This is a genomic window from Inquilinus sp. KBS0705 (assembly GCA_005938025.2).
Taxonomy (GTDB): domain Bacteria; phylum Bacteroidota; class Bacteroidia; order Sphingobacteriales; family Sphingobacteriaceae; genus Mucilaginibacter.
The window spans coordinates 1,146,898-1,172,255 of sequence record VCCI02000001.1 but is presented as its reverse complement, the minus strand read 5'-3'; the positions used below and the strand labels follow the sequence as shown (position 1 = coordinate 1,172,255).

General features: G+C 42.7%; 22 protein-coding genes. 7 read left to right on the top strand and 15 right to left on the bottom strand.

Going from position 1 to position 25,358, the window contains the following annotated elements:
• Positions 1-10 precede the first annotated feature (10 nt).
• Positions 11-343, top strand: a complete 333-nt coding sequence (locus tag FFF34_005215; protein TSD66804.1) for a hypothetical protein — start codon at positions 11-13, stop codon at positions 341-343.
• A 114-nt stretch (positions 344-457) separates the two neighbouring features.
• Entirely contained in the window at positions 458-2,884 is a 2,427-nt protein-coding gene (locus tag FFF34_005210) for a TonB-dependent receptor (protein ID TSD66803.1), read from the top strand.
• A gap of 12 nt (positions 2,885-2,896) precedes the next feature.
• Here FFF34_005210 and FFF34_005205 read toward each other — a convergent pair whose 3' ends face one another.
• Positions 2,897-5,215 carry a PAS domain S-box protein gene (locus tag FFF34_005205; GenBank protein TSD66802.1) on the bottom strand — a complete coding sequence of 773 codons (2,319 nt, stop codon included), beginning with the start codon at positions 5,213-5,215 and terminating at the stop codon, positions 2,897-2,899.
• 183 nt (positions 5,216-5,398) lie between these two features.
• Between FFF34_005205 and FFF34_005200 the strand changes: the two genes are divergently transcribed.
• Together FFF34_005200 and FFF34_005195 are read left to right on the top strand one after the other, a co-directional pair.
• Positions 5,399-5,665, top strand: coding sequence for a DUF4342 domain-containing protein (locus FFF34_005200; GenBank protein ID TSD66801.1), 267 nt, complete (start codon positions 5,399-5,401; stop codon positions 5,663-5,665).
• A 67-nt stretch (positions 5,666-5,732) separates the two neighbouring features.
• Positions 5,733-6,854, top strand: coding sequence for a PAS domain S-box protein (locus FFF34_005195; protein TSD66800.1), 1,122 nt, complete (start codon positions 5,733-5,735; stop codon positions 6,852-6,854).
• Here the strand turns inward: FFF34_005195 and FFF34_005190 are convergent, their stop codons facing one another.
• The 9 genes from FFF34_005190 to FFF34_005150 form a co-directional block, all read right to left on the bottom strand.
• Positions 6,855-8,108 carry a sulfate adenylyltransferase gene (locus FFF34_005190; GenBank protein ID TSD66799.1) on the bottom strand — a complete coding sequence of 418 codons (1,254 nt, stop codon included), beginning with the start codon at positions 8,106-8,108 and terminating at the stop codon, positions 6,855-6,857.
• 121 nt (positions 8,109-8,229) lie between these two features.
• A complete protein-coding gene (cysD, locus tag FFF34_005185) occupies positions 8,230-9,135 on the bottom strand; it encodes a sulfate adenylyltransferase subunit CysD (GenBank protein ID TSD66798.1) in 906 nt (301 codons plus the stop codon).
• A 4-nt stretch (positions 9,136-9,139) separates the two neighbouring features.
• Positions 9,140-9,883, bottom strand: coding sequence for a phosphoadenylyl-sulfate reductase (locus FFF34_005180; GenBank protein ID TSD66797.1), 744 nt, complete (start codon positions 9,881-9,883; stop codon positions 9,140-9,142).
• On the bottom strand, positions 9,883-11,391 hold the full coding sequence (locus tag FFF34_005175) for a TSUP family transporter (protein ID TSD66796.1): 1,509 nt from the start codon (positions 11,389-11,391) through the stop codon (positions 9,883-9,885). Before FFF34_005175 ends, FFF34_005180 begins: the two co-directional genes overlap by 1 nt.
• Entirely contained in the window at positions 11,369-12,160 is a 792-nt protein-coding gene (gene cobA / locus FFF34_005170) for a uroporphyrinogen-III C-methyltransferase (GenBank protein TSD66795.1), read from the bottom strand. The genes FFF34_005175 and cobA overlap by 23 nt, the downstream gene beginning before the upstream one ends.
• Positions 12,157-14,250: a HEPN domain-containing protein gene (locus tag FFF34_005165; protein TSD66794.1), complete on the bottom strand. Its 2,094-nt coding sequence runs from the start codon at positions 14,248-14,250 to the stop codon at positions 12,157-12,159. The genes cobA and FFF34_005165 overlap by 4 nt, the downstream gene beginning before the upstream one ends.
• Positions 14,251-14,714: 464 nt before the next feature.
• Positions 14,715-16,109: an arginine decarboxylase gene (locus FFF34_005160; GenBank protein ID TSD66793.1), complete on the bottom strand. Its 1,395-nt coding sequence runs from the start codon at positions 16,107-16,109 to the stop codon at positions 14,715-14,717.
• Between the two features lie 159 nt (positions 16,110-16,268).
• The gene (locus FFF34_005155) at positions 16,269-17,162 is read right to left on the bottom strand and encodes an amidinotransferase (protein TSD67964.1); all 894 of its coding nucleotides are present in this window, start codon (positions 17,160-17,162) and stop codon (positions 16,269-16,271) included.
• Positions 17,163-17,269: 107 nt separating this feature from the next.
• Positions 17,270-18,715 (bottom strand): amidinotransferase, encoded by a 1,446-nt coding sequence (locus tag FFF34_005150; GenBank protein TSD66792.1) that lies wholly within the window; start codon positions 18,713-18,715, stop codon positions 17,270-17,272.
• A 112-nt stretch (positions 18,716-18,827) separates the two neighbouring features.
• Here FFF34_005150 and FFF34_005145 point away from each other — a divergent pair, with 112 nt between their 5' ends.
• The gene (locus FFF34_005145; protein TSD66791.1) at positions 18,828-20,597 is read left to right on the top strand and encodes an arginine--tRNA ligase; all 1,770 of its coding nucleotides are present in this window, start codon (positions 18,828-18,830) and stop codon (positions 20,595-20,597) included.
• A 120-nt stretch (positions 20,598-20,717) separates the two neighbouring features.
• Here the strand turns inward: FFF34_005145 and FFF34_005140 are convergent, their stop codons facing one another.
• Complete coding sequence (locus FFF34_005140; protein TSD66790.1) at positions 20,718-21,605, bottom strand: 3-hydroxybutyryl-CoA dehydrogenase; 888 nt, start codon at positions 21,603-21,605, stop codon at positions 20,718-20,720.
• A 59-nt stretch (positions 21,606-21,664) separates the two neighbouring features.
• On the opposite strand from FFF34_005140, the gene FFF34_005135 reads away from it, so the two are divergent.
• On the top strand, positions 21,665-22,324 hold the full coding sequence (locus FFF34_005135; protein ID TSD66789.1) for a hypothetical protein: 660 nt from the start codon (positions 21,665-21,667) through the stop codon (positions 22,322-22,324).
• Here FFF34_005135 and bioD read toward each other — a convergent pair whose 3' ends face one another.
• The 3 genes from bioD to FFF34_005120 form a co-directional block, all read right to left on the bottom strand.
• Positions 22,325-22,939, bottom strand: coding sequence for a dethiobiotin synthase (gene bioD / locus FFF34_005130; GenBank protein ID TSD66788.1), 615 nt, complete (start codon positions 22,937-22,939; stop codon positions 22,325-22,327). It lies immediately after the preceding gene.
• 74 nt (positions 22,940-23,013) lie between these two features.
• Positions 23,014-23,373, bottom strand: coding sequence for a hypothetical protein (locus FFF34_005125; protein TSD66787.1), 360 nt, complete (start codon positions 23,371-23,373; stop codon positions 23,014-23,016).
• Between the two features lie 195 nt (positions 23,374-23,568).
• Positions 23,569-24,342 carry a LexA family transcriptional regulator gene (locus FFF34_005120; protein TSD66786.1) on the bottom strand — a complete coding sequence of 258 codons (774 nt, stop codon included), beginning with the start codon at positions 24,340-24,342 and terminating at the stop codon, positions 23,569-23,571.
• A gap of 85 nt (positions 24,343-24,427) precedes the next feature.
• Between FFF34_005120 and FFF34_005115 the strand changes: the two genes are divergently transcribed.
• Complete coding sequence (locus tag FFF34_005115) at positions 24,428-24,793, top strand: GIY-YIG nuclease family protein (protein ID TSD66785.1); 366 nt, start codon at positions 24,428-24,430, stop codon at positions 24,791-24,793.
• On the opposite strand, the gene msrB is transcribed toward FFF34_005115, so the two are convergent.
• Positions 24,783-25,274 carry a peptide-methionine (R)-S-oxide reductase MsrB gene (gene msrB, locus FFF34_005110; protein ID TSD66784.1) on the bottom strand — a complete coding sequence of 164 codons (492 nt, stop codon included), beginning with the start codon at positions 25,272-25,274 and terminating at the stop codon, positions 24,783-24,785. The genes FFF34_005115 and msrB overlap by 11 nt on opposite strands.
• Positions 25,275-25,358 lie beyond the last annotated feature (84 nt).

Below are 25,358 nucleotides of genomic sequence, written 5' to 3'. Positions count from 1 at the left end.
AACAACGATCATGAAACACATTATTCCATTTATAGTAATGATAGTATTTGTAATAGCAGTAGCTATTGTTATTATCCACGCATTTAACTTCAAGCTTAAAAAACGCATTATCGAATCGGGTAATATTGATGAGAACGCCTTAAAATTCTTAGACTCCATCTCGGGCGTTAACTCCGAGGCGTTAAAATGGGGCCTAATATTATTATTTGGCGGTATAGGCCTGGTAGTGATAGAGCTGCTGCCTTACTACTCCGAAGATTCGCCATTACCATACGGTATCGAATCGATCTTTTTAGCCATCGGCTTTTTAGCTTATTACCTTTTAGTACGCAAAAAGGCATAAACACCTCTACTTAGCCATCCCTTTAAGTACACATTTTTAAAAGAGCATATGCTACTTAAGGGGATCGCTTTGCCTAAAAAATCACCTGCACCTTAACAATTAACACCACACATCATGAAAACGATCATAAAATTATATTGCCTGCTATTTGTGTTTATATCCGTAGCAGCCAATACCAATACAGCAGTAGCCCAAACTACTTATCAGCTTACAGGTACAGTAGCCGATTCGGTAACCAAACAACCATTAGGCTATATCACCATCAATGTTAAAAGCAGCGATGACATAGCCATTAAGGCAACCCTAAGCAAGCCAAACGGGCAGTTTAGCCTTGATGGCTTAAATGCCGGCAAATACAAATTAGCTATAGTTGCTGTAGGGTATCAGCCCAAATACATGGCGTTTGAATTGACTAACAAATCTCTTCAGTTAGAGGCTATATACCTTGCCGAAAACATAAAGGGTTTAAAAGAAGTAACTATTACCGGCGACAGGCCCATTGTAAAACAACAAGCAGACCGTATAACGTATGACTTGCAGGCCGACCCGGAAAGCAAATCGAGCAATGTATTGAACATGATACGCAAAGTGCCTTTCCTATCACTTGATGCGGACAATAATGTGCTTTTAAAAGGTAACAATAGCTTTAAAGTGCTTATTAATGGCAAACCCAGCTCAATGGCCGATAATAACTTAAAGGCGGTATTGCAAAGCATGCCGGCATCAACCATCAAAAGTATCGAGGTAATAACCAACCCACCCGCAAGGTACGATGCCGAAGGCATGGCCGGTGTTATCAATATCATTACCAACAAAAAAGTGGATAACGGTTTTAAAGGCACACTAAACGCTAATGAGAACCTGCCGGTTGGCGGGCCAGCCCTGGGCACATCGTTTTCGTTAAAACAAGGTAAGTTTGGTGCTACCGGTTATGGGGGTGCAAGTTACAACAAGCAACCCGGCACAGGTTATTTAAATACCCGCGCTACATTTGGGCAAAGCACCAGCAATTTGGTACAAAGCGGTAACGACAAGGCTACGGGCCGTAACGGCTACTTTGGCACCGAACTGAGTTACGAGATAGATTCGCTTAAATTGCTATCGGGCCAGTTTAACATCAGCGGAAACCACGATAATAGGCACAGCGACCAAAGCACTTTAGTAACCGCACCCGCAACTATTTTACAGCAATACAGCTTGCAAAGCTTAAACATAAGCGATGGTAATGGCTTTGACGCCGGCCTAAACTACCAACTGGGATTTAAAGCTGATAAAAGTAAGTTGCTTACCTTATCGTACAGCTACAACAATTATAATAACGACCAATTGAATGATATTAACTTGTTTAATACCATTAATTACAGTGTGCCTAATTACAAGCAGGATAACCATACCGGCAACCGCGAACAAACTTTGCAGGCAGATTATGTACAACAGGTTAAAAAGCTATACATTGAGGGCGGCGTAAAAGCCATACTGCGTAACAACCAAAGTAAGTTTAATTATTTGCAGCAAGATTCGATAACCGGTGCTTATGACATTTATACACCATTTTCTGACGCTTTTAATTATAAACAGGATGTATTTGGGGCCTACAACTCCTACAGGTTAAACCTGGCTACCTGGAGCTTTAGCGGAGGGGTGCGCATGGAGGAAACGGTGGTAAAAGCTAACTTCCTTTCCACAGCATCTATTGTAGATCAAAATTATTTTAATGTAATACCTACCATAGCCATCAACAAAGAATTTAAAGACAGGAGCAGTATTAGTTTTGGCTTTAACCAGCGTATTAAACGCCCAAGCATCAGGCGCTTAAACCCCTTCGTCGATCGCTCGAACCCTAACTTTGAATCGACAGGCAACCCTAACTTGCGCCCTGTTATAAGCAATAACCTGCAGTTGGGGTACAATGGGTCGGGCAAGTTATCGGTTACAACCGCTTTAAGTTATTCGTTCCTAAATAACATTGATCTGCGAATATTTACAGTAGATACCACTACTAACATTACCTACACAACTTATAAAAACACAGGCAAGGCCAGCCGGCTGGGTTTAGATTATAATATGCGTTACCCCATTACTAACAGTTGGAACGTAAGTGTAAATGGGAATATGGAATATTTTGAGATAGAAGGATTAGTAGGCACACAAGTGATACATAACTATTTGCTGGGCGGGTCGGTTTCGGCAGCTACAGGTTACCGTTTTGATAAGGGCTGGATGGTAAATGCCAATGCCAGCTACCTCAGCCGAAGGGTTACTGAGTTGCAGGGAACAGGTAACAGTGCTTTCCGCACATCGGTGAGTGTGAATAAGGATCTTATAAAAAACAAACTGTCAATGTCGGCTTTTGTCAACAACCCTTTTACCAGGTTTCGTGATAATACCACTAATACCAAAGGGCCCGATTTTGTACAGGTGAACACCACATACGAGTATTTCCGCTCGTTTGGGGTAAGCCTTAACTATAATTTTGGCCAGCTAAAAAGCGAGGTTAAAAAAGGAGCAAGGGGTATTAATAATGATGATGTAAGTAACTAAGCAAATATCCGGTTAATTGGGGAGGGAGTGGTTTTGCCACACCTCCTCGGTTTTACTGGATATTTCTTTTATTATGGTATCCAGTTCTTTAGCCGATCGCATAATGTTATTCAAAAGGTCCGGTTTATCAATATCGGTGCTTTTGTAGCATTCAAATAACTCAATAAGTCCCATAATACGTGCCAGCGGTGCCCTTACTACATGCGATTGTATCCAGGCAATATCCTGCAAGCGTTTGTTTTGAAGTTCGATAGCGGCAGTGTGGTTTAATTGCTCAGTGATGTCGTTTGCCAATACCAGCCTTGTACTTTTGCCATTAAACTGTATAAAGGTACTTTGTATGTTTACCAATATAATTTGTCCATTCTTTTTTTTGTGTTTAAATACCCCGGAATTATATGACCCCGGGTGCTGACTTGAAATAATTGCATCATCCAGCTTATCATTTTCTTCATCCGGCCTTATATCCCTTATGGTCATAGACAAAAACTCTTTAAGGGAGTAGCCATAATGGTTTATAGCGGCGCTGTTCACATTCAAAAACTTCAAAGTTTCTTTATCAAAAACCCACATAGGTAAGGGGCTTAGATGAAACAGATCGCTATAGTTTTTTTCAGATAGCTCTAAAACATTTAAATGATCCTCTAATTCGTTATGTAGTTGTTTTAGTTTAGTTTCGGCCAATTTACTTTCGGTAATATCAAGGCAGGCACCAATCATTTTAATAGGGTTTCCCTCATCATCAGTTTTTAACCGCCCCCACGATCTTAAGTAGCGCACTTCGCCATTAGGCCTTATAATGCGCTCTTCAAATACTACGTCCTGCTTGGTTTGCAGCACGTTTTGTATGTGGGTATAAACCATCTGCCGGTCATCGGGGTGCAGCAGTTCCTGGTAGCCTTCAAAAGTTGCCTTAAACGAGGCACGGTTTAGCCCATAAATAGTATATAACGTATCTGACCATTTAACTACATTGTTTACAATATCCCAGCGCCAGTTGCCAAAGTTGGCCAGTTCCTGGCCCTGCTCCATAAGCATGGTGGTTTCTTGTGCTAACTCATAGTTTTGGCGGTTCTCCAATATCACCTTTAAAATGGCTGCCGAGCGCTCTATTACCTGCAACTCTTCTTCGCGTGGTGTTTTTACTTCTTTATAATAAATACCAAAAACAGCTACTACTATACCGCTGGAATTGATGATAGGGCAGGACCAACAAGCCTTTAATCCGTAGGGTAGGGCAAGATCTTTATAATTACCCCAAATTGGGTCGGTAGCTATATCGCTTACAATTACACGTTCTTTTAGCCAGGCAGCGGTTCCGCAGGATCCTACCATGTTACCAATAGCTAAACCCTCTAATATGTTTGTATAGGTTTGCGGTAAACTTGGCGATGCCCAACCATACAGCTTATCGTCTTTTACCCGCAACAGCGAGCAGTTCATCTGCGGGAACAAACGCTCGATACCTTCCAAATAAACCGTTAATATTTTCGCCAGCGGGATTTGCTTTTGGGCATTTAATTCCAGCACCTGTTTCTCCAAACGGTCAAGGTCGGTTAACCTTTTGGTAGATGTTATATCCACCATAAGGCCCCTTAGCAGCTTAGGTTTACCTTTTTCAACAATAACGGTAACAATATCCTTTATCCAAACCAAGTCGCCGTTTGCTTTTATCATGCGGTAATCAAAGGTGTGGTTTCGGCACTCCTGGGTTTGCACATGGCAGTAATTTATAGCCTGCTCGCGGTCTTCGGGATAAATATGATTTTCCCAAAAGTTGGGCACGCTCATCCATTCTTCGGGTGTGTAACCTAAAACACTTTTTACATTATCACTTACAAAATTAAACTCCAGGGTTGCTACATCGGCCTCCCATACAATACCCTCAACCGTTTGTATAAGCGATTGAAACTGGTTGCGCGATTCTTCCTCGTTACGTTTGGTAGCTAAATAAGTGGTTACATCAATAACAGTTCGTATAATGTATTCTATTGCGCCGTTATCATCAAATACAGGGGTATTGATAACATCAAACGATTTATACTCGTAGGTATCAGTGCCGGGAATTTTTAATTCGTATTGCTGGGTAGCATTTTTAAAGGGTTTCTTTTCATCTACCACTTTTTGCAAACCCGGCATGCCAATACCAACATTGTCGGGGAATACTTCAAAATATCCTTTGCCTATTAATTGATCTTTTGTGAAATTGGTGAGGGCCAGGTAAGCATTATTTACTTCGGCGATGGTAAATTTAGGTGCATCCGGTTTTAAAATTAAACCGGGAGATGGTGTAAATTCAAATATCTTGCCGAGAGCGTTATTGTTGATCATTTATTACCTGATGAATACCTGTTAACAAAACCCCGCTAAGTTTATAAAGAATTAGCATCTGTTATACATATTAGCGTATGTACAACTAAAATAAAGATAAGTATTTTTATATATCAAATATTACAAAAAAGTAATTCGTACTTTTAAGTGTAACTTTTAGATACTCAGCTTATTCTAAATAGTATGACACATAAAGAAACTTTTAACATCAACGGCAAAAACCTGATGAACAAGGTAAAGGAAATAATTGCCGAGGGTAATGTTACCCGTATCACCATAGCAGACAGCCATGGCAAAGAGATGCTCACCTTCCCCTTAACTTACGGGGTTGTAGCAGTTGTAGTGGCGCCTATGCTGGCGGCGGTAGGGGCTATAGCGGTTTTTGTTGGCGAATGCAGCGTAATAGTTGAACGCGAAGTTGATGAAAACAGTGATAATACTGTACTATAACAAGTACTTGCAATAGTTAGGCGTATTTATTTATATTTATACGATTTCCCTAATTAGACAAGTGCAGATGGATAATACAGCCGAGAAGGATACTAACACTAACAATCATTCGCAAAAGGTAAATGAACTTAAGCGTTATGCCATTATCAATACTTCAAATTTAGCTATTGAGGCCGCTAATGTCGGCACCTGGTTTTTAGATGTAGAAACCAACGTTTTTATACCATCGCAGCGCATGAAAGAGCTGTACGGTTTCAATAAAGAAGATGAGATAACATACAGTGATTGTATGGCTTGCGTAACCGACAAATACAAAAAGCGCGTACAGCAAGCTACGGATGCCACTCTTGCAAATAAGCAAAATTACGACATAGAATACGCCATTAATTGCCACGAAAGCTCAAAACAGCGATGGATAAAAGCTTTGGGCGCACTCGCGCATGACTCTACCGGCAAAATAATACATTTTTCGGGGGTGCTGATAGATATTACGCAGCAGCGAAAAGCGGAAAAAAATAAATTCAAATTTATTGGCGTAGTAAGCCACGAACTTAAAACACCCCTTACCACCTTAAAAGCCTACGTTCAGATGCTGAACAACTGGGCCAAAAAACAGAAGGATAACTTTACTATGGGCACTTTATCAAAAGTGGAAAAGCAAATAGTAAAAATGACCACCATGATAAACAGTTTCCTGAATATATCACAAGCCGAAACAGGTAAGATACGCCTTAACCTGCAGGAATTTAATATTGCCCAACTGTTAAAGGATGCTATAGATGAGACAAGGATAATTACCATGAGCCATACCATGGATTTTTTGCCCGGCGAGCCTGTAATTGTAAATGCCGATAAAGAAAAAATTGAGCAGGTGATCATTAACCTGTTAAACAACGCCAGCAAATATTCGCCGGCAGGTACGGCTATTGATGTTAACTATAAAAAGGTTAATGATACCGTTGAGGTTTGCATTAAAGACCAGGGGATAGGCATCGAACCACAAAATATAGGCAAGTTGTTTGACCAGTATTTTAGGGTAGAGAATGACGAAACACAAAAAGTGGCTGGCTTTGGTATAGGGCTTTATTTAAGCGCCGAGATCATACACCTTCACCAGGGCCAAATTTGGGTACAAAGCGAATTTGGAGCCGGTTCCTCTTTCTACTTTTCCTTACCCGTCAACGGTTAATTAATCTATCGCTTCGCGCAGCAACAAGGCCCCAACGGTTACATTGGTACGGCTATCTATAATAATAGCGCCGCCGTTCGCCTTGTTTACCTGGTAAGCATCAAATGCTAAAGGCTCGGCTGTTTTTATGATCACTCGGCCAATATCGTTCAACTTGAAATCTCCGTCGTAATCTTTTTCAAGCGTGTTAATGTTTACCTTGTACACTATCTCGCGTATTTTGCAGCGCACGGTTTTGGTATTGTGCTGTATCAAGTAAGTAAGCGAGGTATCCAGCGGGCGGGTATCCATCCAGCACAGGTCGGCTTCAATCGCGCTCGACAATTGCGGCTGGCCGGCACTGTTCACTATAATATCGCCGCGGCTAATGTCTATATTATCCTGCAAATGCACAGTTACTGATGTACCCGCCAATGCCTCTTCCAATTCTTTATCAAACAGTTCTATTTTTGATATGGTAGTACTAAAGCCTGAGGGTAGCACAGTTACCTTATCGTTAACCCTGAAGGCACCGCTTGATACACGCCCGGCATAGCCGCGATAATCGTGCAGGGCCTCTGTTTGGGGCCTTACAACCCATTGTACCGGCAACCTGGCATGTGCCGATGAATCATCTACCTCAACGGCTACGTTTTCTAAGTGGTGCAGCAGGCTATCGCCTTTGTACCAGCTAATGTTTACCGATGGATAAACAATATTATCGCCTTTAAGCGCGCTAACGGGTATATAGGTAATGTTATCGGTTAGGCCCACCTTACCGGCAAGCACCTTATAATCGGCTACAATTTTATTAAAAACGGTTTCGCTGTAATCAACCATATCCATTTTGTTTATGGCTACTACCACCTGCGGTATTTGCAGCAGCGACACCAAAAAGGAGTGGCGGGTAGTTTGTTCGACCACGCCTTTACGGGCATCTATCAAAATTATGGCTAAGCCGGCATTTGAGGCACCTGTAACCATGTTACGGGTATACTGTATATGGCCCGGCGCATCGGCTATAATAAACTTGCGCTTGTCGGTCTCAAAATATTTATAGGCCACATCAATGGTAATGCCCTGCTCGCGCTCGGCTTTAAGGCCGTCGGTTAATATGGCAAGGTCAATAGAGCCATCGTCGTTTTTACGGTTTGATGCATGCAGGGCCTCTAACTGGTCGGCCAGTATGGCTTCGCTATCGTATAGTAACCTGCCTATTAATGTGCTTTTACCGTCGTCTACACTGCCTGCGGTAATAAATTTTAGTATATCCATTACAATTTTGGATTTTAGATGTACGATTTTAGATTTAGTTGCCTTACCCCAACCCTCTCCTTTGGAGAGGGGGCTTAAAGCTTTTTAAAGTCCTCTCCTTTGGAGAGGATTTAGGAGAGGCCTAAAAGTATCCCCCTTTTTTCCTGTCTTCCATGGCGGCTTCGCTTACTTTGTCGTCCATGCGGGCGCCGCGTTCGCTTATTTTTGATGAGGCTATCTCATCTATAATATCATCTATCTCAAACGCGTACGATTCTACCGCCGCGGTACAGGTCATGTCGCCTACGGTACGGAAGCGCACATTTTTACGTTCTACCTTATCCTCGCTATCCATGTTCAGGAAAGGCGATGCGGCCATCAGTTGGCCGTTGCGGGTAATACAATCGCGCTGGTGTGCAAAGTATATGGTAGGCAGTGGGATGTTTTCGCGCCTTATGTAGTTCCATACATCCAGCTCGGTCCAGTTACTTATCGGGAACACGCGCACGTTTTCGCCTTTATGTATCTTACCGTTATAAATATCCCAAAGCTCGGGCCGCTGGCGTTTGGGGTCCCATTGGCCAAACTCATCCCTTACCGAAAATATACGCTCTTTTGCCCTTGCTTTTTCCTCGTCGCGACGTGCGCCGCCTATGCAGGCATCAAACTGGTGTTTGGCAATGGTATCTAACAGGGTAACGGTTTGCAGGGCGTTACGGCTGGCGTTTTTGCCTTTTTGCTCTATCACCTTGCCTTCGTCAATACTATCCTGTACATGGCCCACTATCAGCTTTTCGCCAATGCGGGCTATCATCTCATCGCGGTAGGTAATGGTTTCTTCAAAATTGTGCCCGGTATCAATATGTACTAGGGGGAAGGGGAACTTACCCGGCCTGAAAGCCTTTAGCGCCAAATGTACCAGCGTAATAGAATCCTTACCACCCGAAAACAACAGCGCAGGTTTTTCAAACTGACCCGCTACCTCGCGCAGTATATATATGGCCTCTGCCTCTAATTCATCCAGGTAATCTAACCGGTACTTGCTCATTCTCTTAATATATTTTATTTAGCCCTTCTCCTTCGGAGAGGGGTTGGGGTGAGGCTGCATGCAAACCACACTCTTTTTTAGTCTGATCTTCCCACCACCAGCGGCCAGCCCTAAAATCTTCGCCGGGTTGTACCGCCCTTGTGCAGGGCTGGCAGCCAATGCTGGGGAAACCCCTGTCGTGCAGTGTATTATAGGGTATATTGTGTTGTTTAATATATGCTTTTACATCGTCAAGCGTCCAGCTAAAAATAGGGTGGAACTTTATCAGTTGGTTACTCTCATCCCATTCTACATTGCTCATATCCTCGCGATTGGCCGATTGCTCGGCACGTATGCCGGTTATCCAACACTGGTTACCCGCCAAGGCGCGTTTAAGCGGCTCTATTTTGCGTATGCCGCAACATTGTTTGCGGTTATCCACCGATTCGTAAAAGCTGTTCGGCCCCTTGGTGTTCACCATTTCTTCTAACAGGTGATGCACCGGGTAGTAGGCATGTATGGGTTGCCCATATATTTCCATAGTGCGGTTCCACACGTAATAGGTTTCGGGGAACAGCCTGCCGGTTTCAAGCGTAAATACTTTTATAGGGATGTTATTGGCAAATATCATATGCGATATCACCTGGTCTTCCCAACCAAAGCTGGTCGAAAATACGATCTCGCCCGGAAACAGCTCTGCCAATGCCTGTAAGGCAGCAACAGGATCTTTATCCTGTATTAATTGCGATATATAGGTAGTATCGGCCATTATATCACCTTTAAAATAAAGTTAATTATACTTCTTAAACTTATCAAAATAACAATTACCGCTACCGAAAGCATAATGGCCCGGGCCGATATTTTGTTTGATATACGCGCTGCCACGGGCGATGCCAATGCACTGCCAATTACAAGGCCGGCCACTGCTTCCCAATGTTTGCCATTAAGCATGGTAATAAAGGTTAGAGAACTCATGAGTGCTATAAAAAAGCGTGATAGCTTTACCGTACCTAAGGAAAAACGGGGATGACGGCCACCTGCTATAAGGGTAGATAATACGATAGAGCCCCAGCCACCGCCGCCAACGGCATCAATAAAACCACCGCCCAAACCTAACAGGCGTATGTTTTTTATTTTGGCAGTTGTTCTTTTACGATTAAGGTTAATGGCTTTTGACAAGATAACGATACCTAATATCAGCGTATATACCGATACCACAGGCTTGGTATATTTTTCGTAATGCTCTAATGACGATAGCAGGTAAGCACCTGTAACCGCGCCTATTATGCCCGGTATAAGCAATAGCTTAAACAGTTTCCAGTTTACGTTACCCATGCGGTAGTGCATCCAGCCGGCTATGCCGTTGCTCATTATCTCTGACAAATGCACGCCCATACTTGCCGAAGCAGGAGGGATGCCCATTGAAAGCGAAAAGGTAGTACTGGTTACGCCGTACGACATGCCTATGGCACCATCTATCAGCGCGAAAATAAAGCCTGCCCCTAAAAAGTAGTAAAATAGGGGGTTAATGCCCTCAACAAAGTTTTGGAAGCCCGGCTCCTTTAACCATAAAGCGGTAATGGTAATGGCCAAAAAAGCTATAAATGTAGCCCAAACAAGCAGCTTTAAATTGTTATTACTTGGCGGCGTTTTGCCTGCTGATAAAACGGCTGTTACCCGGTTAAGCTCCTTTACTTTGTGGGTAAAATCGCCCGACAGGCCGTTTCTTATAGCGTTCATTTGTTGCAGGGTGGTGTCCAGTTCGGCAGGTAAGGCTTCGTTTAAAACCTCTTTTAACCTTTTGGCTATGGTTGGCGATTTGCCATTGGTAGATATCCCTATCTTCAGGTCGCCTTTTTGTACGATCGAACCCAGGTAAAAATCGCAAAGCTCCGGTTTGTCAGCAACGTTAATAAGTAACTTACGATCGTGCGCCGATTGGCGTATGTAATTATTTAGTTCGCTATCGTCAGTAGCGGCTATTACCAGGTCAGCACCGTCCAAATCATTATCGGCAAATGCTTTTTCAATTAGTTTTAGTTGCGGGTAGTTGGTGGTCAACAAATCAACCTCCGGTAAAAATGCTTTCGAAATAACGGTAACAGCAGCAGCCGGACTATTTTGCAGTATGGCAGTCAGTTTTTCTAAACCAACATGGCCACCGCCAACCAGTACGGTATGCAGGTTATGCAGCTTTAAAAACACCGGGAACAATTGATTGCCCTGTGCCTTTACCGGCTCGGTATCTGTTATGTTATTCCTGGGCAATAATGTCATAAAATTCCCTTATAGGCTGAAACTTTGGATGCAACGAAACCACTTCGCCAAATACAATTAATGCAGGCGATGTTACCTTATTTTCTTCGGCAACTTCGGCAATGGTATCTGCTACACCAATAACTACCTTTTCGCTAACGGTAGAGCCGCTTTGTATAACAGCAACCGGCAAGCGGCCTTTGCCTTGTGCCGAAAATATTTGTGCTATTTCCGCCAGTTTATGTATACCCATTAATACCACAACAGTTGCGTTGGTTTTGGCGGCCTGGTACAGGTCGGCAGATATCTTTCCATCGCTGGTGGTGCCGGTAACCACCCAAAAGCTTTCGCTTAAGCCACGGTGAGTAACCGGTATGCCCTGTAAGCCCGGCACACCTATTGAGCTTGATATACCCGGTATAACCTGCGCGGGGATGCTGTAATCGGCAGCATGATCCAATTCTTCATATCCACGGCCAAATACAAACGGGTCGCCACCCTTTAAACGTACCACATGGCCATAGTTTAAAGCGTAGTCTATCATCAGCTTGTTAATATTCTCCTGCGAAAAAGAATGATCGCCAGAGCGTTTGCCTACATATACTTTAGTAGCATGTGCGGGTGCAAATTCCAGCAACTCTTCGTTCACCAAAGCATCGTACAATACCACATCGGCGGTTTGCAGGGCCTTAATACCTTTTATAGTTATCAGTTCGGCATCGCCGGGGCCTGCGCCAACCAGCGTAATGCGTGGCTCTTTAATAGTAGTTTTTAGTTGGGTTTGTATCATAATTGTAAAACCGCCTCTCTTTTATCTTTTACTGTTTGTAAAAACGCTGATGCCTGCTGTAAATAAGTAGTAGCAAAGGCCTCAGATGGTTCGTTTTTGTTTATCTGCAATACCAGGTCGTTAAAAGTACCTTCAACGGTAAATTCACCTGTTGTTACGTAGTGGTTATCAAATTCTTTAATTATACCTGTTTGTGTGCTGCTGTTTACGCCTTTATCAAGCAGTAATGCTTTGGCAGCACTTATCATGGTGTTATACGAATGGTAAATGGCATCGGCCCATAAGCCTTTTGCGTAAGCACCGTTTGCCCAACCAAGTTTCTCGTCGCTTTCAAATAAAAGGGTAGCAACAAGGTCTATCACCACGCCGGCGCACTCGCCCACGCCAATAGCGCTCACATAAGTTTCCTGGTGGCCCCAATCAACAAATTCATCATCGGTAAGGGTAGTAAGATCGGCCAGTGGTTTTAACAGGCGGTAAAAATAATCCTTACCCTGCCTGTCATAATAAGCATGGAAGGTCTCATCCTCCTGCGATAGGTTTTTGTAATCATCTAACACGGCCCTTAGTACATGCGTAGCTCTTTTTGAAGGGACTTTTATCACCCGCTCTGCTGCCCGGCCTTCGCCGTTGCCTACGGTGCCGCCACCTAACATTACCTGTACCGATGGCAAAACTTTTGCACCGGCCTTAAGCGAGCTGCCATGAAAACCAATATGCGCCAAACCATGCTGGCCGCAGCTATTCATGCATCCGCTTATTTTTATTTTGATCTCGCGGTTGTAAATAAAGTCTTCGTATTCGTTATATATCACATCCTCCAACACTTTTGCCATGGTCATGCTGTTAGATATGCCCAGGTTACAGGTATCCGTACCGGGGCAGGTAGTAACATCGGCCACACTATCAAAGCCGGGAGTTGCCAGGTCAATAGCGTGCAGCCCCTCATATAAGGCTGGCAGGGCTTCGGCGCGTACAAACTTTAAAAGTAAGCCTTGGTTTTGAGTGATGCGTATCTCGTTGCCTACATAAGGCTCAATGGCGGCAACCAGCTTACGGGCAATAGCCGTTGGAATATCGCCAACCGGAACCTTGATATATACGCCGTAAAAGCCACTTTGCTTTTGCTCAAAAACGTTTGTTAAGCGCCATTGCTCGTAACGCAGCGGATTGCTTAAAGTTACGGCAGGATAGTCGGTTTGTTGCGGCAGGGCGGGTTGTGGCACACTATCGCGATTAATAGGGTAGGTTTTTACCTTAAGCGCGATATGCTCTTCTTTTGCCAGGCGAAGCACTTCGTCTAAACCTATCTTTTGTATCAGGTATTTTAAACGGGCCTTGTTGCGGTTGTTACGCTCGCCATAGCGGTCAAACACGCGTATAATGGCCTCGGTATAGGGTATTAGCTGGTCTTCGGGTAAAAAGTCTTCTACAGGGCTGGCAAGCAGGGGCTGTGCACCAAGGCCGCCGCCTAATAATACTTTAAAACCGCGGTCGCCATTGGCGTTTACCTTTGGTATAAAGCCCAGATCGTGTATATAGGAGAATGCCGTATCATCGTCATTAGCCGAAAAGGATATTTTAAACTTACGGCCCATTTCCTGGCAGATGGGGTTACGCAAAAAGTACTCGAACATGGCCTGTGCGTAAGGCGACACATCAAACGGCTCCTTAGGGTCGATACCCGAAGTAGGCGAGGAGGTAACGTTACGTACGGTATTACCGCAGGCTTCGCGCAAGGTTATGTCGTCCTGCTCTAACTCGGCCCATAGTTGCGGTGTACGGTCGAGGCTAACGTAGTGTATCTGTATATCCTGGCGGGTGGTAAGGTGCAGGTTGCCACTGCCATACTCATCGGCTATATCGGCAATTTTTAATAACTGTTTAAAGGTAACCTTGCCAAAAGGTAGCTTAATACGTACCATTTGTACACCGGGCTGCCTTTGGCCATAAACACCACGTGCAAGGCGCAAGCTGCGGAATTTCTCGTCGTGTATCTTACCCTCACGAAAAGCCCTTATCTTCCTTTCTAGGTCAATAATGTCTTGTTCTACTATCGGGTTCTCCAGTTCGGTCCTGAAGCTTTGCATATGTTGTGGTATTAGTAATAATTTATAAAAAAACCCCTTCTGCTGCGGCTGAAGAGGCGTATATTTTTAATTTACACTGTTACAGCCGCGATTTTCCCTTCTGCATACAGCAGTTCATCAGGTTATAACAATATGTAATATTTATTATGCTCATTTCAATACCCCAAATATATACATACTATAGGGAATTAGTAGAATTTATTTGAAAAAATAGCTTTTTGATCTTAGCGTGACTTTTAAAACGAACATAAAAAGGAGCAAGCCGCCCGATTTAAAAAAGCTGCATTTAGCAAAAATCGCTTTTTTATATGCTATCTTTTTTTTATATTAAGAGAGTACACCAGTGCAAAAAAATGGAAAAATTCCCGCTGTAAGCTGCAAAATAAACGAAAAATTTAGGCGTAACCTGTAAAACAAAAAGCACCGCCTTGGGGGCAGTGCTTTTATATTTTAGTTTGAAAATATTAGGTAGTATAACCCAGTATTTTTAACACTTGCTTACTGTTTTGCTCTTCGCCGAATACCTCAAAGTTGAAGGTCTCATCGCGGTTGCGGCGTATAATAACATGCTTTGGCGATGGCAGCAGGCAGTGGTGTATACCACCATAACCGCTTAAAACTTCCTGATAGGCACCGGTGTTAAAAAAGCCTAAATACTGTACTTTACGCGTTTTTGGCATAAATACACTGTTCATGTGGGCCTCTTGGTTGTAGTAATCCTGACCGTCGCAGGTGATACCGCCAAGGTTAACACGCTCATACTCACTGTCCCAGTTATTTATAGGTAGTAGTATGTACTTTTGGTTAAGTGCCCACACATCAGGCAGGTTGGTGATGAACGAACCATCCAGCATCAGCCACCTTTCACGGTCGTTTTGCTGCTTACGGCCCAATACCTTGTACAATATACCCGAAGCTTCGGCAACAGTGTATTTACCAAATTCGGTAATAATATCCGGTTCCATGGTATCATTTTCAGCGCATATTTCCTTAATACGGCTTACTATCTCATTGATCATGTATTCATAATCAAAGTCAAAAACAAGGGAGTCTTTAAAAGGCATACCGCCACCAATATCAAGAGTATCAAGGGCAGGGTTTATCTTTTTAAACTTGCAGTAAAGGGTAACGTACTTCTCCAGTTCGTTCCAGTAGTATGGCGTATCTGATATACCCGAATTGATAAAGAAGTGCAATAGCTTTACTTGAAAATTAGGGTTCTTTTCTATTTTATTGTGGTAGAAATCAATAATATCCTCCATGCGCACACCCAAACGCGATGTATAAAACTGCGAATCGGGTTGCTCTTCAGCAGCTATACGAATGCCCAGGTTGCAGGGTACATCCATCTCCACTTCGTCGTCGTACAGGTTAAACTCTTCCTTATTATCTAATACCGGGATGATGTTAGTAAACCCATCGTGCAGCATATCAATAATGTACTGCTTGTATTGGAAAGTTTTAAAGCCGTTGCATATTACCGTAATATCCTTGCTAACGGCACCTTTTTTCTCCAGGGCATCAATCATTGGCATATCAAAAGCCGACGATGTTTCCAGGTGGATCTCGTTCTTTAAGGCTTCTTCAACTATATGCTTAAAGTGCGAGCTTTTAGTACAATAGCAATATTTATAGCTACCACGGTAATCATTTTTTATGATAGCCTGCTGAAAAAGCAGTTTGGCCTGCTGTATTTTTTTACTGATAATAGGCAAATAGGTAAAGCGTAGGGGGGTGCCATACGTTTCTATCATCTCCATTAAATTGAGGTCGTTAAAGTATAACTCATCCTCTATTATCTCAAAACCGTCCTGCGGGAAACCTACGCTCAGGTCAAGAAATTCCTGGTAACTCTGCATTTATTAAAATTTTGGCAAAAATGTAATTTTTAAACGGATTATTTACCAAAATGTTGGGGTAATTTATAGTGGTATTGTAATTTGTTTGATGTACACCGCTTAAGGGTTTGGCTACTATGCCGACAATAAGCCATATTGCTGCCGATAACTTTTATTTTTCTAATCCTTCAACTCCAAATGCACCTCTGCTATCATACACCTGGCGCTGCCGCCACCATTGGTTTCAATGGTATTGATATCTGCATAAACAAGCTTTCCATATTGACCAAGGCTGTTTCTTTGATCTTCGGCTAAGGAATTATAAGCATTTTGTGACATCACCACCAGTGTTTCGCCTTTGTTGTTTTTCACCTCCAGCATGTTACCTGCAAAACTGTTCATGTGAGCAAAGCCGATGTCAATTATTTCTTTTTTAGTTGCTGTTAATGATTGTATAACTAATTCTTTTTCAGACAAATTAGTTATACTATCTAAACAAATAACTGCAAAATTACTGCCAATGGCCATTAACACGTTTGTATGATAAATGGCTTGTCCATGCTGGTCAAAAGCATCAAAAGTGATGGCTTTATAACCTGTATACTCGCAAAAAGCCTTTAACACTTCGGCATTGGTGCGGGGCGACAGGCAGGCATAGGCTATTTTGTTCTCCCTGTCCAACACCATGCTGCCTGTGCCTTCTAAAAACTGTTTTTTTGCTTCAAATCTGCTCAAGTCTACCACATGATTAGCTTTAAAACTATCTTCTAATTGCCTAATAATATCTTCCCTGCGTTCTAAACGGCGGTTTTCGGCCTGCATAGGGTAAAGGAATATATCGCCGTTGTTATGAAACGAAACCCAGTTATTCGGAAAGATGGAATCCGGTGTATGCGGGTCGGGCGTATCTTGTATTACGGTTACACTAACACCGTTGCTACGCAAAACCGCTACAAAGCTATCAAACTCCTGCTGTGCTTTTTGCTGCACCAGTTGCTGGTCTTCGTCGCGATTTTGAAAGGCATTGCTCCCGGCCGTTTGCGCGTTAAACCCGAAGTTTACAGGCCTTATCATTAATATATTACTGGTACTTTGGCTCATTAGTTCATTTGTTTAATAGTTCATTGGTGCATAGTTCAAAGCATCCCTACCAATGAACTAAGGAACCAGTGAACGAATGATTACAAAATTGCATCTCGTTGTAGCGGCATGCTCATACAATGAAAACCACCACGGGCACGCGAAAGCTCGGCAGATGGCATTAGAATCAGCGTATCTTTCATGGTCTGCGGGTCAAGCTCGTTGTTTTCAAATTTTTGAAGTAGTTCCTTTACGTGTATTACACTAAAACCGTTTTGCTTGAAGGCACCTACTGTTTTGTCGTTACGGTCGTAGCCCAACACCACACCCTCTTTTAAAGCCAGCAGGTTGCAACTATCTGTCCATTGCTCGCGGGCATCAAACGGAAACTCGTTGTTACCTGAGTATATAAACTTAGTTGGTTCCTGGCTTTGCAGGTCGTTACGGCTTATATCATCCAGCAAGCTCTCTAAGCAATCAAATACCTTTGGCTTTTTGCCATTTTCAAACTGTACAATTTCGGGCTTGTCTTTGTTCTTTTTATCGGCAAACCAGGCTATTGGTTCTTCCTGTTCCTGTGCGGTCTCGGCAATAGCTAATGAGCGCAGCAGCACCCAGGTATTACGTTTTACCTGTGTAAAAACCGTATCAATATGCATGTAATCGCGCTTGTGCGGTATTTTTACTATGGTAACCTTGTTTACCACATTGTTAGCAAACAGTAGTTTAATAGCTTCATTGGCACCGCTAACAGATGTACGCTCGCTACAACCTATTAACAGATGCTCTGGGGCAACCATCATCACGTCGCCACCCTCTAAGGTGGTTTTTTCTTCCTGTGCCTCACCGGGCCTTAAAAAGTGCTGAATGGTATCGGGTATCTCTAAAATATTATCGCGGTAGCCCTCAAACAAAGGGTGATTAAAGAAAATATACCTCACCAGCAGCGTTTCGCGGGCACGGGCCTTTTTGGCCGGCTTGTTAAGCAGCATATGGTTATTAATAGCAATACCAATATCCCGGGAGAATATCATATTCGGTATCGGGGCAAATATCATGGTATCATCGCTTAACGAACCCGATATAAATATTTTAGCTAATTCAACCGGGTCGGTATCTATTAGTTGCAATTGCAGGCGATAATTGCAGCTTTCTATAGCGCATACAGCGGCCACCAGCTTTTTACGTATATCGGTTTGTTGTAAAATATCGCTTAGCAGGGTTTGTATCTCTACAACCTTATCAGAGTTATGAAAACCCGCGTTGTCTGGCTTGAAAAAGGCACGTTTAGTTTTCCGGCTGTCAATTTCACTCAGCTTACCTTTTATTTTTGCGGGGTCTAAAAAGTACATCAGCAGTTTAATGTAGTAATCGTACTCTTTACGGCGCATGGTATCCAAGTGTACAATATCCTCAAAAAGCCAATCCTGTGCCTTTGAGGGCACAACTTTACCTAAACCACTATCGGGACTATGCACCAAAAGCACACGCAAGTTGCCAATTTCGGATGTTACATCTAACTTAAAATCGTTATTTTTTAGAATCATAAAGGGTTATAAGAGTAAACAAAGGTAGCAGTTTAGTCTGTAAAGTGCGAGGATTGGTAAGAGGCCGTTTGCAGCTTTCCCGACTTTCGGACTAAATAACTATTTTTGCGCGATGGATTTTATTATTGAGGCTGTTGTTAAGGCCGTTAAAGATTTATACCAAACCGATATTGCTGCCAAATATGTTAACCTGCAGGAAACCCGCAAAGAATTTGAGGGACAAGTTACCCTGGTTACCTTCCCCTATACTAAAGTATCGCGAAAAGGCCCCGAGCAAACCGGTACCGAAATAGGCGAATACCTTAAAAATATATTACCACAAATAGCTGCTTTTAACGTAGTTAAAGGCTTTTTAAATATTGCTATTACCGATGCTTTTTGGATAGACAAATTGCATACCGAAATATTGGCCGATAACTTTGCTGTTGCTAAGCCTACAGGCAAAAAGGTGATGGTAGAGTATTCATCGCCAAATACCAACAAGCCCCTGCATTTGGGCCATGTGCGTAACAACCTGTTAGGTTATTCGCTATCGCAGATATTAGCTGCAGCGGGCCATGAGGTAAGCATGGTTAATTTGGTGAACGACAGGGGAATACACATTTGTAAATCGATGCTGGCCTGGCAGGAGTTTGGCAATGGCGAAACCCCCGAATCATCGGGCTTAAAAGGCGACCACCTTGCCGGTAAATACTATGTTTGGTTTGATAAAGCCTACAAACAGCAAATACAGGAACTGGTGGAAGAAGGCCAAACCGAAGACGATGCTAAAAAGAACGCGCCCCTAATTAAAAAAGCCCAGCAAATGCTGCTGCAATGGGAAGCCGGAGACGAGGCTGTAATAAACCTTTGGAAAACCATGAATGGTTGGGTATACGCAGGCTTTGCCGAAACCTACAAAACCATGGGTGTAAGCTTCGATAAGTTTTACTACGAAAGCAACACTTACCTGTTGGGTAAAGATATTGTTGAAGAAGGCTTGCAAAAAGGCGTATTCTTTAAAAAAGATGATGGATCTGTATGGATAGACCTTACCGAAGATGGCCTTGACCAGAAGCTGGTGTTACGCGCAGACGGCACATCGGTATATATTACACAGGATTTGGGTACCGCGCAGCTAAAATATAATGATTTTAAGATGGACGAATCCATCTATGTAGTAGGTAACGAGCAGGACTACCACTTTAAAGTATTGTTTTTAATACTGCAAAAACTGGGCAAAAACTGGGCAAAAGGTCTTTATCACTTATCTTACGGTATGGTCGATCTGCCTTCGGGTAAGATGAAATCACGCGAGGGAACGGTGGTTGATGCCGATGACCTGATGGCCGATATGTATAAAACCGCAGCTGATACTACCGAGGCAATGGGTAAGGTAGATGGCTTTACCGAAGAAGAAAAGGCTAAGCTGTACCATACGATTGGCATGGGCGCTTTAAAATACTTTTTATTAAAGGTTGATCCAAAAAAACGCCTGTTGTTTGACCCTAACGAGTCGGTAGATCTTCAGGGACATACAGGGCCATTTATTCAGTATACGCATGCCCGTATCAAATCGGTAATGAGCAGGGCAGGGTATAGCCCGGCAGGCGGCACCAACAATGTGGCCGAATTAGATGCTATTGAACGCGACCTTATTGTTACCTTAACCAAGTTCCCGGCTATTATATTAGAAGCCGCTGAAAGCCATAGCCCCGCGTTAGTGGCCAACTATGTTTACGAACTGGCCAAAACCTATAATAAGTTTTACCACGAGAAACCTATTATACAAGCCGAAGAAGAGCGGTTAAAACAGTTTAGATTGCAACTATCTGCAGCATCAGCAAAAGTGATCAGCAGGGGTATGAGCCTATTAGGTATAGATGTACCGGAGCGCATGTAGTTTGCAGTTATTAGTGGGCAGTTTGCAGAAAAACTACTTTATGTTTTTATACAGACAGTAACACAGGCTCAAAAAAGAAAGTTTTGGATTAATATATATCCAACCTGTTAGACAAGGCACTTAGGCAAATTTATCCGCTACCAAAAGGTCTTTGCTTCCGGCGGTATATTTATAAAAACCGCTGCCCGATTTTACACCCAGATGCCCGGCAGTAACCATATTAACCAGCAAAGGGCAGGGGGCATATTTAGGGTTACCAAAGCCATTGTGCAGTACTTTTAGTATAGCTAGGCAAACATCCAGCCCAATAAAGTCGGCCAATTGCAGTGGGCCCATAGGGTGGGCCATGCCCAGTTTCATAACAGTATCTATCTCGGATACGCCTGCTACACCTTCAAATAGGGTGTAAATGGCCTCGTTTATCATGGGCATTAGTATGCGGTTAGCAACAAAGCCGGGGTAATCGTTCACCTCAACCGGCGATTTACCCAAGGTTTCGGATAAAGCCATAATAGTTTGGGTCACCTCGTCGGTGGTGGCATAGCCGCGTATCACCTCAACCAGTTTCATCACAGGTACGGGGTTCATAAAGTGCATTCCTATCACATTACCCGGGTTGCCGGTAACGGATGCTATTTCGGTAATGGATATTGATGAAGTATTTGAGGCCAGTATAGTATCAGTTTTGCAAACTTCACTAAGTTGTTTAAAGAGGTTCAGCTTAATTTCGCGGTTCTCGGTGGCGGCTTCAACTACCAGGTCGGCAGTGGCGGCACCTTGCTTTATATCCGTATAGGTTTTAATATTATTTAAGGTAGCGGTTTTGGCAGCTTCGTCAATAGTGCCTTTTTTTATCTGGCGGTCAAGGTTTCCGGCTATGGTTTGCAATGCTTTTTGCAATGCATCGTTATTAATATCAACAAGCGATACATTAAAGCCGTTTTGCGCAAAGGTATGGGCAATACCGTTACCCATAGTGCCCGAACCTATAACTGTTATGTTTTTCATTGGGTAAATTTATAATAATCTGAATATTTACTTAAATGTATTTTAACTAACTTGTATACATGAAGTACCTACGCACCGTTTTTATAATGCTATGTTGTCTGATCAATATAAATGCAGCTAATGCACAATTCAGGAACGACATTAGCGGCAAGCCAATACTAACCCAAACCTATACCGACGTAGAAGGCTCGCCCTATTTAAACGACGACTGGCAAACCGGAACGGTAAAATTTGCCAATGGTAAAAGCATTATTGGTGTTAAGCTTAAGTATGACATTGTTGCCGATGAATTATACTTTGCAGATAAAAACGACGAACCGCTGAGCTTTGTAGATACCGTTAAAGAATTTACACTTGCCGGGCCGGATAAGCTGCGCTATTTTCGTAAAGGCTTTGCCGGCATTGCCAAAACCACACCTAATAGTTATTTTGAGGTATTAGCTGATGGCGGCGTGCAGCTGATCAAAAAAACAAGTAAAGTAGTGTTGGAGACACAGGCGTTCAATTCGGCCACTAAAACAAAAAGTTTTCAGGAGGATGTGAGATATTATCTTGTAAACAATGGCAAGGCAGTACAGGTTAAAAACGACAGGAAATCTATACTGGCTGCCTTACCAAATAAACAGGAGCAAATAAAAGGCTATGCTGATGCAGGTAAGCTCAACTTTAAATCTGATACAGACCTGGCTGCAATTATCACTTATTATAACTCACAGTAATTACAGGCTGATGTTGCCGGCTATTTTGGCTACTTCGTTTTTGCTAATGTCAGTCAGCATTGGTATGCGCCCCAAAAGTTTTACAGCGGCGTAAGAGAGGATATAATCCTCAGAATAGCTATCGGTATCACCATTAAATATGATGCCTTTGACGGGTATATTACGCTGTTTTAGGGTATCAATAGATAAGAGCGTGTGGTTTATGCTGCCTAAATAATTTTGCGATACCAATATCACTTCGGCACCCAATTGTTTTATCAGGTCTATCATCAAAAAGTGATTGTTCAACGGCACCATCAGGCCGCCTGCGCCTTCAATAATTAAGTGGTTATCCGTTTGTGGCAGGATGATTTGCCTTTCATCAATACTGATACCATCCAGCGCAGCTGATTTATGGGGCGAGTAGGGTTGGGTTAAAGTATAAGCCTCGGGATGAAAAACCGAAACGCTATTAGTAACCAGGCTTTTTACCTTTTTAGTGTCAGAATCGTCCAGGTCGCCGGATTGGATGGGTTTCCAGTAATCGGCCTTCAGGTGCTCAACCAGTATCGCCGAAACCACGGTTTTGCCTATCCCTGTACCTATACCTGTAACAAATAATGGTTTACCCTGCATAACGTATAATTAAAACAGGCCAAAAATAAGAAAAGCGGCCAATCGCCGCCTTTCTTATTATAATTAATATCAAATTACTTGTTTGATGGGGCACCGCCGCCACCGCCACCACGTTGGGCGCGTCTTTCGTCCATCCATTTTTGGTAGGCAGCTGCCTGGTCGGCAGTTAATACCGCTTTAACTTTGGTATTGGTTGCTTCCATCAACGGGCGAAAAGCCGATCTGTCGCCACCTGCGTTACGCAAACTATCTATTTGCTTGCTTTGTGCCTCGTAAATAGCTGTAATTTTAGCTGTCTGGTCGTCGCTAAGTTTTAATTGGGTTTGAATTTGTTTAGCCCTGTCTGCAGGAGCCATTCTCATACCGCCGCCTTGCGCGCGGCTTACTGCCGATATCCCTATCAGGAACAAGCAGATCATCATCACTTTTTTCATAAATAAATTTTTAGTTTTTAATTGATGTTATGATAAAGATAGCTTGCAATAGTTTAATAGCAACCTTGTAACTTAATTGTTGCTTTGTTGGGGTAGCGGACTAAAATGGATCTTTAAAAGAAAAAGGGCTGTAATGGTATAGGACTTTAAACCTCTTTAACCATTACAACCCTTGTAACTTTTTAAACTTTTAACCTAATTATTTCCCTTTAAGCCGGCTATTGAGCGTTGCATCTGGGCCATCATGGTGGTTAGGCTTTCCATGGTAGGCTCGGGGGTAGGCATAGGCATATGGGTAGATATGTATGCCTTAGCTTTCCATACCTCTAATACATCTTCGGCCATTATTTCGTAGGGTTCGTAAACGGGGTTATCAGATACCAACTTTAATTTTTTATTGTCTTTAAACTTGTTACCGGCACGCTTGTATACAATGCCCTCGCTTTTTGATATGATCACATAAGTTTCGCCGGCTTTAACATCGGCCCAGTTTTCCTGGTATTCGCCTACTATAATAGTACCCGATACCAAAGGCAGCATCGAATCGCCCTTTATCTCGAAAGCGCGGTAGGTGCCCTGCTTAAACATAGGCAGGTATAGTTTTGGCATTTGCGCCACATATTCGGGGTCGGCGTAACCGTTTAAATATCCAGCGCTAGCCTTTAAAGGTACCAGTTCAATGTTCTCGTTATCGTCTTTATCTACCGAAATACTTAGCACTCTTAGGTTTGCAGGGTTGCCTTTTGGCTTCGGCGCCCACTTTTCATCGATGGTTTCGTTGATAAAATCATCTAATGAGATATCAAAAAACAATGCTAATTCTTTTAGTAATTCATATTTAGGCTCGGCACGTTCTTCTTCGTATGCACCTACTAATGAACGTTTTATGCCTACCTGATCAGCAAATTGCTGTTGTGTTAGGCCTTTCTTTTTTCTAAGAAACTTTATATTTTTTGAAATATTTGACATAAATATTTGGAATTGCTAAAATAGTTAGTATTTTTATGCTCATAAAATTAGTAATTATTTTTTAATCAGCAAATTTTTTTATCAAATGAAGAGGTTCGTTTATATTATCACAGACAGAAACAGGAAAAATTTACACGTTGGCATGTGCACAGATCTATTAAAGACCATTAAGTTTTACAGCGAAATGCCCACCTTATTTTTCGACAGCGCACAACAGCTAAACCGTTTAGTATATTTTGAAGAGATAAACACCGAGGCACAGGCAATGGAACGCTTTAAAACAGTTAGTACTTTTACTCGCCCGCAAAAAGAAAAAATGATACGCCCGGTAAATCCTGATTGGGTTGACCTTACTATAGGCCTTAATTTTGAAAATGGGATAAAAACAAGGCCCTACGCTTTTAACGCAAGGCCTTCAATACAACCGGTACGCAGGGCTGTTACTTTTTAATAAATTTTAACGCACCGCTGTTCATGCAAAATCTTTTGCCGCCCCTGTCTGCAGGGCCGTCATCAAATACATGGCCAAGGTGTAAGCCTGTACTTTTTTCAACAACCTCATCGCGGGTCATGCCAAAGCTGTTATCGCGCACTATCTCCACCTTGTTGGGGTCAACTGCTTTAACAAAACTTGGCCAGCCCGTACCACTATCAAATTTATCTTCCGAGCTAAATAACACTTCGCCCGTGGCGGCGCTTACATAAACGCCTTTTTCGTGGTTATTCCAATAAGCGTTTTTATAAGGCGGCTCGGTTCCCTGTTTTACCATTATGTAATACTGGTTATCGGTAAGTGTTTTCTTCCACTCCGCATCAGGCTTGGCCAACCTGCGTTTTTCCTGCTGGCCTTTGGCTGTTTGGCCGTTTGAATTATCGCAGCCAAATGCCGCGCATATGCTTATTATAAGTATTGCTAATATCGATTTTTTCATAATACCTAAATTTACGCAAAGGATAATTGTTTGGATGTCATCCCTAAGTCTGATTATATTATATAACAAAGAAGGCGCTTATTT